The organism is Moorena sp. SIO2C4 (genome assembly GCF_010672485.1).
In the GTDB taxonomy this organism is placed as follows: domain Bacteria; phylum Cyanobacteriota; class Cyanobacteriia; order Cyanobacteriales; family Coleofasciculaceae; genus Moorena; species Moorena producens.
This window is the reverse complement of the sequence record NZ_JAAHGN010000200.1, coordinates 1-8967: the sequence shown is the minus strand read 5'-3', so window position 1 is coordinate 8967 and position 8967 is coordinate 1. Positions and strand designations below refer to the sequence as shown.

Here is an 8967-nt window from a genome sequence, read left to right as displayed (position 1 = left end):
TTTGAACACGTCCTGCTCTACAATCTCAAAGAAAATCTGCCAGAACAGGAGTACTTGGTACCCCTTGATAAAGCTGAAGTTGTACGCCCTGGTAAAGATGTTACCATTCTTACCTACTCCCGGATGCGTCACCACGCCATCCAAGCGGCTAAGCAGCTGGAAAAAGAGGGCTATGATCCTGAGGTGATTGACCTGATTTCCCTCAAGCCTCTAGACTTTGAAACCATTGGTGCTTCACTGGCCAAAACCCACCGAGTCATTATTGTAGAAGAGTGCATGAAAACCGGTGGCATTGGGGCAGAATTAACAGCATCGATTAATGAGCGCTGGTTTGATGAACTCGATGCACCAGTGCTTCGGCTTTCATCCCAAGATATTCCCACTCCCTACAACGGGACTCTCGAAAATCTAACCATTGTCCAACCCCATCAGATTGTCGAGGGTGTGAAAAAGATGGTGGCTTTGCGGATTTAACTTAAAGCTTGGCAAATAAAGCTTGGCAAAAGCCATGCAGGGGGCGTTACTGATTATTAGATGCTGGAGGTGAAAAAGATGCCGATTGCTAAGTAACCAATCGATGGAATACTTAAGCCTCCAGCCTTGAGAGTTCAGAGTTCAGACTTTAGACTTTAGACTTTATATTTTCTCAGTTACTAGGCTCGCCAAAACAGATTATGATAGCATTTGTTGCGGCGGGTCGTAGTCATGCAAAAACAGCGTTCACTATTAGCCTTAATCCTAGTACTTGTAATTACAGCAATCATAGTACTGGTGCAAATTCCAATCCGGTTAGGACTGGACTTGCAGGGAGGGGCTCAACTCACAATTCAGATTAACACTACCGAAGAGATTACGGAAATTACGGCTGAGCAATTAGCCGCAGTTAAAACCGTTATAGAAGGCCGAGTCAATGCCCTAGGGGTTTCTGAGTCGGTAGTGCAAACCGTTGGCAAAGACCAGCTTTTGGTACAGCTACCTGGCGTCAATGACCCGCAACAAGCGGAACGGGTACTAGGGGGAACAGCACAGCTGGATTTTCTCAATCAAAAGATTGGTACAGAAGCACAGCTGCCGGTTGAACAGCAAGTGCTACAACAACTACAATTGAACCAAGAGGTATTGCGCAACAATGGTGATGGAGATGCGATCGCAGAAAATCAAGCTGCTATCAATCGTAGTAACCAAGCCATCCTTGAACTATTTGAAAGTAGTGGTCTGACTGGCAAAAACCTCCAAGATGCTCGTCCCCAACCTCTTCAAACTGGTGGTGCTTGGGAAGTGGCTATCCGATTCGATAGTGAGGGAGCTCAAAAGTTTGCTGAGCTGACCAAGAACATTGCCGGTACAGGACGCAGCATTGGTATTTTCCTCGACAATTTACTAATTAGTGCTCCGAGTGTAGCAGCGCGATATGCTGAAAATGGCATCAGTGGTGGTGCAGCAGTGATTACCGGTAACTTTGATGCCGAAAGTGCCTATGAATTTGCTGCCCAGCTGCGGGGAGGTTCCTTACCTTTGCCAGTGGAAATCGTGGAGAATCGCACCGTAGGGGCAACCTTAGGACGAGATAGTATTCAACGTAGTATCTATGCTGCTGTAGTTGGTCTTATTTTAGTATTAATCTTTATGGTGCTATATTACCGACTGCCTGGCATCATTGCTAATATTGCTCTGAGTATCTACGCTTTACTCACCATCGCAGCATTTGCCTTCTTAGGTGTTACCTTAACCCTACCCGGAATTGCTGGTTTTATCCTTAGTATCGGTATGGCAGTTGATGCCAATGTGCTGATTTTTGAGCGGACACGGGAAGAATTACGTGCTGGTAAGACCTTGTATCGCTCAGTAGAGTCAGGGTTTTACCGAGCATTTTCTAGTATTTTAGATGCAACTGTGACCACATTAATCGCCTGTGCAGTACTGTTTTGGCTAGGTTCAGGTCTAGTGAAAGGCTTTGCCGTAACCCTAGGCATTGGGGTAGGAATCAGTATGTTTACCGCCGTGACCTGTAGTCGAACCCTGATGCTCGTAACAGTTTTAGGACTTCCAGGGGTACGTCAGAAACCAGAACTATTCTGCCCGAATTTACCAACCCAATAGTTTATAAATTAGGAAATAGGAAGTAGGAAATAGGAAGTAAGAAGTGTAATTAAAGGGTTTGGATAAAGCGTTTAGTTGACCATGATTTGGTTCAACTAAAAAATCTATTTAATCCTTCATCCTAGTTGTGGATAACTTTGTGGATAAAGGGTTTAGTTGACCATGCTCCGGTTCCATCAACAAACCCATTTCATAATTCCTAATTTATAGCAATCCTAAATTAAATTAATTGTGATAATTTGATTACCTACTCCCTACTCCCTACTCCCTACTCCCTACTCCCTACTCCCTACTCCCTACTCCCTACTCCCTACTCCCTACTCCCTACTCCCTTTGCTATATAAGGATTTATCAATAAAAAAGTCAATATGAAACTTAATGTAATTAAAACGCGATCGCTTTGGTGGAGCATCTCAACCGGCCTGATTACGGTCGGTATCCTTGCCATGGTGATTTCTTTTATTCAACTAGGAGCCCCTTTACGGTTAGGTCTCGATTTCGTTGGTGGTACCCGCCTACAGCTAGAGAGAGACTGTACTCAACCCGGAAACTGTGACCAACCCATCGATTTGGCCTTGGTGCGAGACGTCATGACAGCACAAGGTCTTGGCAATAGCAGTATCCAAATACTAGGGGAAGAAAAACAAGCCCTGACAATTCGGACTAAAACATTAGATGTTGAACAACGCACCCAGTTGCAAACTGCTTTAACCGAGCGTCTTGGTGTTTTCGATCCCAAATCTACTCAGATTGACACCGTTGGTCCCACCTTGGGCAGGCAACTGTTTATTTCTGGCTTAATCGCTTTGTTTATGGCCTTTGTGGGCATCTTTGTCTACCTTACCTTCCGATTCGAGTTTGACTATGGCCTATTCGCTTTCGTTGCCCTGTTCCACGATGTCTTAATCGCTATTGGTCTTTTCTCTATCCTAGGTTTAGTGCTAGGGGTAGAAGTCGATACCTTATTTGTGGTTGCCCTATTGACAATTATTGGTTTTTCTGTTAATGATACTGTGGTGATTTACGACCGGGTGCGAGAAGTAATTAAACTCAAGCCAGGTCAACATATCAATCAAATTGTAGAGGATGCTGTTAATCAAACCTTAACCCGCTCCATCAATACCACCTTAACTACCTTGCTACCCCTGTTAGCAATCTTGCTGTTCGGGGGAGAAACCCTAAAATTCTTTGCCTTAGCACTAATTATTGGTTTTACAGCAGGGTCTTACTCCAGTATTTTTATTGCCAGTACCCTCTTAGCTTGGTGGAGAGAGCGCACTGGTAAAGCTCAGTCTGTAGTCGAGGTTGCAGTTAATCCAGAAAAGGAGGGGACTTCAGTGATTGAAGCAGAATTTTCTGATGAAGTTTAGTTATCAATTTCAATAGTCTTCTAATTATGGAGCAGCCAGATAGCCCAAGAAGAAAAATTACCCTTGACCCCATCTTTGAGGCCAGGGTAAAACGATTACATCAAATAACTGTTTATGGTAGGTGGGTTTTCGTAGGCATCCTCTGGATAACTGTTGCTCCATTAAGCCTGTGGGCTTGGCAGTATGAAATTTCCCTGATGCGATCGCATTTTACCTGGGCAGCACTCCGGTATAGTATTATCTACAACCATCTGCCTGCCCTAGGTCTGGCTATCTGTATTGGCACAACTTTAGCCGTCTTAGTTTGGCAAAGTCGCAATATTTTATTTGGATTACCACCCTTAGAACAGAAACGTCTGGAGCAACAAGTACAGCGGATTTGTCAGCAAGGCCCCACACACCCACTCTGGAAGTGGGTGTGCGGCTCTTGAATTAAACGACTATATCCTCCTCAACAATAAAATCTGCCGCTGTGAGCTGACTCGCGGAGACCCCGAACACCTGTGCTAAGACTTCGCCATTGGCAGTAATAGTAGTCGCGCCCATATCAGCAATTGCCAGCTGATCAAAGGTCAGATCTCCACCTAACTTGAACATATCGATTCCATCTTCAAAACTAAACACAGTATCTGTTCCCTCACCAGGGTTCAAGACATAGGTGTCAATGCCCCCTGCGCCAGATAAGATATCATTGCCTAATCCGCCTTCTAAGATATCATCACCGTTGCCACCAAACAGGGAGTCATTACCCTCAGCACCGATCAAGGTGTCTGAGTTTTCTCCCCCAGACAAGTTATCATTACCAGCTCCACCATCTAGGAAGTCTCCATTAGTCCCACCATCAAGGACGTCATTACCGTCACCACCGAGCAAGGTGTCTGAGTTATCTCCTCCAACCAGGCTATCATTACCAGCTCCACCGTCGAGTAAGTCATTACCTGAGTTACCCTCTAGGGTATCGTTGCCATTACCCCCAAGCAAGGTATCATTCTGGAAAGTACCAATCACCGTCGAGTCATTATCTTGGATGGTAATCAGAGTAGCTACCTCACTTACGTTGTTGAAAGCTAAACCATCATCAACCACAAACTGGATAATGCGACCAGAGGCATCAGTCACACCAGATGTGTTTTCATACTCTAGGGTGTTGAGGACTTGCTGGTAATTTTGGATGGTATCTACCCCACTTAAGGAAAGGATACCATTGTTGGCATCGAAGTTAACCGCAATCAGGGTATCAGTGTTGTCAACAGTCAGCAGTTCCTCTGTGGGATTGAGCAGATTGGCAATTTTTACTGTTGCGCCAACCAGAGTGGTGTTATTAGCATCACTCAGAGTCAATTTGTTATCTGGGAACAGTGCAAGCTGATTACCGGTAAATGTGACAGTAGCATCAATGCCGTCTGTATCTGGATCTGGGGCAGCTGGAATAGCTGGGGCAGCAGCAATAATTGGCTCGGGAGCTGGATCAGTAGTGGTATCTGGATCGGGATCAGGTGTGGTATCTGGATCGGGATCAGGTGTGGTATCTGGATCAGTATCAGTAGTGGTATCTGGATCAGTATCAGTAGTGGTATCTGGATCAGTATCAGTAGTGGTATCTGGATCAGTATCAGTAGTGGTATCTGGATCAGTATCAGTAGTGGTATCTGGATCGGGATCGATAACTGGCGATACACCATTGAGGTCTATCACTGGAGCAACATTACCGAATAGGACATAGCTATTCCCTGGGGTGTCGCCATTGGCTGTACTAAGCTCAAGACCAGGTGCGCCAATAACTAGGTCATCAATGCTATCACTATTAACGTCTTTTGCTCCACTTACTGAGAAGCCTAGGGAGTCAGTACCTTCGATAACTAAGCCATCTTCGCCGTTTAGGGTAGAAAGGTCTACACTGCCAGTAGTTCCCAACTCTTCACTGCCGAATAGCACATAAACTTTGCCTGCACCTTTAGCTCCAATCGCAACATCAGCAAACCCATCTTTGTTGAGATCCCCAGCATAACTAACTGACGAGCCCAGGAGACCATTCGCTTCAATCCCTGTGATGGCAAAGCCATTGGTACCGTCGAGGCTTGCAAGGTCTAAGTTCCCTGTACCAGCAACATCGGTGCCGCCAAACACTACGTAAGCCTCGCCAACATCAGTCTGGGTATCGGAGTCAACAAAGGGAGCCCCAATGATTAAATCACTAACACCATCACCGTTGACATCGCCAGCATCACTCACGGACCAGCCTGCCCTGTCACCGAGATCAAGGCTAGAACCTTCATCAATACCATTAATGACGAAGCCAGTTTTGGGGTCGGAGGAGGGTATCGATGAGAGGTCTAGGGTTCCAGTGGCACCGACACCTGAACCACCGAACACTACATAAGTCTTGCCAGCAGAACTGTTGTCAGTCAGAGGAGAATCACTACCAGGAACACCGATAGCGAAGTCCTTGATGCCATCACCATTGATATCCCCAGCACTACTGACTGAAAAACCTGCTAAGTTTCCGGCAACACTACTGGTGAGGAGGAAGCCATTAGTGCCGTCCAGAGTGGAGAGGTCTAGGCTACCGCCAGTACCTGTGCCCCCAAATACCACATAAGCATTGCCAGGATTAAGACCGGGAGAAGAAATAGGCAACAAGGCATGAGGAGCACCAATCAATAGGTCATTTTTCCCATCGCCGTTAACATCCCCTAAATTGCTGATGGAATGACCAGAAAATTCTGCAGGATCAATGCCATTGATAGCAAAGCCAGATGAGAGATCTACGCTACCAGTAGAGCCCACAGTGGAACCGCCAAATACTACATAGCTAACGCCATTGTTGTTGGCACCAGCACCAGGAGCACTTACCAGTAGGTCATTCGTACCATCACCATTGATATCTCCACCACTGCTAACCGAAAAGCCTAAGAATCCAGTTGAATTAAGACCGGCAATAACAAAACCGTTAGTACCGTCTAGGTCAGCGAGTTCAATGGTACCGGTAGTACCTACATCTGGACCACCGAAGACTACATAGCTTGTACCTGAAAAAAGGCCATTGGGATCAGCACCTGGGGCTCCGATGATCAGATCATGATTGCCATCACCGTTGATATCTCCAGCGCTGCTGACTGAGAAACCGGAGCGGTCACCTAACGTAACACCATTAATAGAGAACCCAATTCTGCCGTTAAGGTTTGAAATATTGAATAGTTGATTTGACATAGTTAATTTGGTAGATGTCTATATGCTTTCGATTTGACATCATCTCAGCTAATCCTAGTGATTGGGACTAGGATTGTGATAAATTCATCAAAATTTTACTTAATTCTGAGGCAGTCTAGGGAAAATCTTTATATGTTGATTGTAAATTATTAATTACTGTAACATAGCCACTACGCGCTTTGAGGTATTAAGTCAGTCAATATGATTAGAATTTCTCGGATTTTCGTTTTTGGTAGGTAATTGGTGTTGCCGAAAAGTCCGCTAATCAAGGGATAACCTTCCTAGACAATCCAGCACTAAACCTTCTTGGTTTTGTTCAAATATTTATGCACTAAAGAAAATCCGTTATGTAAAGATTTGGCAAAATCGTCAATTTGGCACGACAGTATTATGAAATTGTGCTAGTCATCTGTGTTTGTTTACACCTAATTTCTCCATCTCCCCATCTCCCCATCTCCCCATCTCCCCATCTCCCCATTTCCCCATTTCCCCATTTCCCCATTTCCCCATCGTCCCATCTCCCCATCTTGATTATTGGGATAATCAGCATATTCCCAATCGAATCTAGCTTTCTTAGCTCAAAACGGGATAACTAAAAATAAATCCCTTCAGTCTTGATCAGTGTACATCTATGACATATTGCCTGAGAATTGCTGATCTTCCCATCAGTGAACGTCCTCGTGAGCGATTAGTTGCTCTAGGAGCTAAAAATCTGGCGACAGCGGAACTGCTAGCAATTCTTTTAGGTACAGGTCAAGGCAAAGGAAAGCTTTCTGCCATGGGTTTAGGACAGTTGATTTTACAGGAACTTGCCAAAGACCAGCGAGACCCAATGGCTGTGTTGCGGAATATTAAAGCTCAAGAATTGACCCAAATTCATGGTGTTGGACTAGCGAAAGCCACAACGATTTTAGCCGCAGTGGAGCTGGGCAAACGGGCATTTCTGTCTCGACCTACAGAAGGTGTAATTATTGATAGTCCAGCCTCAGCAGCAGCGTCTTTGAGTCATGACTTAATGTGGCAAAATCATGAACGATTTGCTGTGTTGCTACTTGATGTTAAGAATCATTTGTTGGGTACTCAGATTATTACTGTTGGTACAGCAACAGAAACCATTGCTAATCCCCGGGATATTTTCCGAGAAGTGCTGCGCCAAGGAGCAACACAGGTAATTGTGGCTCACAATCATCCCACTGGGAGTGTTGACCCAAGTTTTCAAGATATTACTCTAACGGAACGGTTATTACAGGTAGGTCAACTCTTATGTATTCCGGTATTGGATCACTTGATTGTTGGCAATGGTAATTACCAGAGCATACGGCAAGTAACGAAACTGTGGGATGAGTATCCCCAGGAAGAGTGAGGTTTATATCAAGTCCGGTTGAATATCCATCAATTTTGGGGCCCGGGCGCGGGGAGGGTGGGGAGGGTGGGAGGTGTGGGGAGATGGGGAGATGGGGGAGATTTTTATTAAGGGTAATTATCCTGACATGATATTAGCTGTGGCAGACACGGAAGGGTTGCCTGACCACTCATCTCATGGGCGAATACTTACCTTTGGGCGTTGCTGATTCTGGGTATGGTTTCGCCCCCCTAGGGCGTGTTTTCAAACTCGGAGATCCCCCTAAATCCCCCTTAAAAAAGGGGGACTTTGAGAATGGCTCCCCCCTTCCGCGCGGGGGGTTGGGGGGGATCTAAATCTTGCGGAAAACTTTGAAAACACGGCCTAGCCCCCCAGCGAGCAATCCCTCGCTGGGGGGAACAAAACTCCCAAAGTCCCCCAAAATTGGGGGATTTAGGGGGCTTTAATAAAACCAGATGATCGCCCATTCATTCCTTAATTCAGCAACGCCTACCTTTGAATAATTACCCTTGATCAAACCCTGCCCATCTCCCCACACGCCCCAAACTTCCCAAACTTCCCAAACTTCCCATCTCCTGTGTGCCAGAAAATGTTAAGTTAAGTATCAAAACGTGTCTTTTTTTTAAAAAAGACCAGATTACCCTATTGGTGATCTCTCACCTCCCACGTATCATCAAAACACTATTACAAGGATTCAGCCATGGTTAGTAAAGTACAAAAGACTGAAGCACAGTGGAAAGAGCAGCTAACACCGGAACAGTTTAAAGTCACCAGACAGAAGGGAACGGAAAGAGCCTTCACTGGAGAATACTGGAACAATAAGGACAAGGGTATCTACAAATGTATCTGTTGCGGAACAGAGCTATTTAACTCTGATACCAAATATGATTCTGGGACAGGTTGGCCTAGTTTTTTCGCACCAGA

General features: G+C 45.4%; 7 protein-coding genes. 6 read left to right on the top strand and 1 reads right to left on the bottom strand.

The window, feature by feature from the left end:
- The 4 genes from F6K20_RS13125 to F6K20_RS13110 all read left to right on the top strand — a co-directional run.
- A partial coding sequence (locus F6K20_RS13125) for a transketolase C-terminal domain-containing protein (protein WP_287294939.1) occupies positions 1 to 474 on the top strand: 474 nt, incomplete at its 5' end.
- Between the two features lie 231 nt (positions 475 to 705).
- The gene (secD, locus tag F6K20_RS13120; protein ID WP_287294937.1) at positions 706 to 2100 is read left to right on the top strand and encodes a protein translocase subunit SecD; all 1395 of its coding nucleotides are present in this window, start codon (positions 706 to 708) and stop codon (positions 2098 to 2100) included.
- A gap of 368 nt (positions 2101 to 2468) precedes the next feature.
- On the top strand, positions 2469 to 3470 hold the full coding sequence (gene secF, locus F6K20_RS13115) for a protein translocase subunit SecF (RefSeq protein WP_287294935.1): 1002 nt from the start codon (positions 2469 to 2471) through the stop codon (positions 3468 to 3470).
- Positions 3471 to 3496: 26 nt separating this feature from the next.
- Positions 3497 to 3901, top strand: coding sequence for a hypothetical protein (locus tag F6K20_RS13110; protein WP_008184015.1), 405 nt, complete (start codon positions 3497 to 3499; stop codon positions 3899 to 3901).
- 1 nt (position 3902) lies between these two features.
- Here F6K20_RS13110 and F6K20_RS13105 read toward each other — a convergent pair whose 3' ends face one another.
- Positions 3903 to 6680, bottom strand: a complete 2778-nt coding sequence (locus F6K20_RS13105; protein ID WP_287294934.1) for a hypothetical protein — start codon at positions 6678 to 6680, stop codon at positions 3903 to 3905.
- 631 nt (positions 6681 to 7311) lie between these two features.
- Here F6K20_RS13105 and radC point away from each other — a divergent pair.
- Positions 7312 to 8043 (top strand): RadC family protein, encoded by a 732-nt coding sequence (gene radC, locus F6K20_RS13100; protein ID WP_008182685.1) that lies wholly within the window; start codon positions 7312 to 7314, stop codon positions 8041 to 8043.
- 700 nt (positions 8044 to 8743) lie between these two features.
- Positions 8744 to 8967, top strand: a 224-nt coding sequence (msrB, locus tag F6K20_RS13095) for a peptide-methionine (R)-S-oxide reductase (protein WP_287294932.1), incomplete at its 3' end; no start/stop codon positions are given.

Bases quoted from the DNA above. Each gene is read 5' to 3' on its own strand.
- secD (WP_287294937.1), top strand. From the start codon at position 706: ATGCAAAAACAGCGTTCACTATTAGCCTTAATCCTAGTACTTGTAATT.
- radC (WP_008182685.1), top strand. From the start codon at position 7,312: ATGACATATTGCCTGAGAATTGCTGATCTTCCCATCAGTGAACGTCCT.
- F6K20_RS13105 (WP_287294934.1), bottom strand. From the start codon at position 6,680: ATGTCAAATCAACTATTCAATATTTCAAACCTTAACGGCAGAATTGGG.
- F6K20_RS13110 (WP_008184015.1), top strand. From the start codon at position 3,497: ATGGAGCAGCCAGATAGCCCAAGAAGAAAAATTACCCTTGACCCCATC.
- secF (WP_287294935.1), top strand. From the start codon at position 2,469: ATGAAACTTAATGTAATTAAAACGCGATCGCTTTGGTGGAGCATCTCA.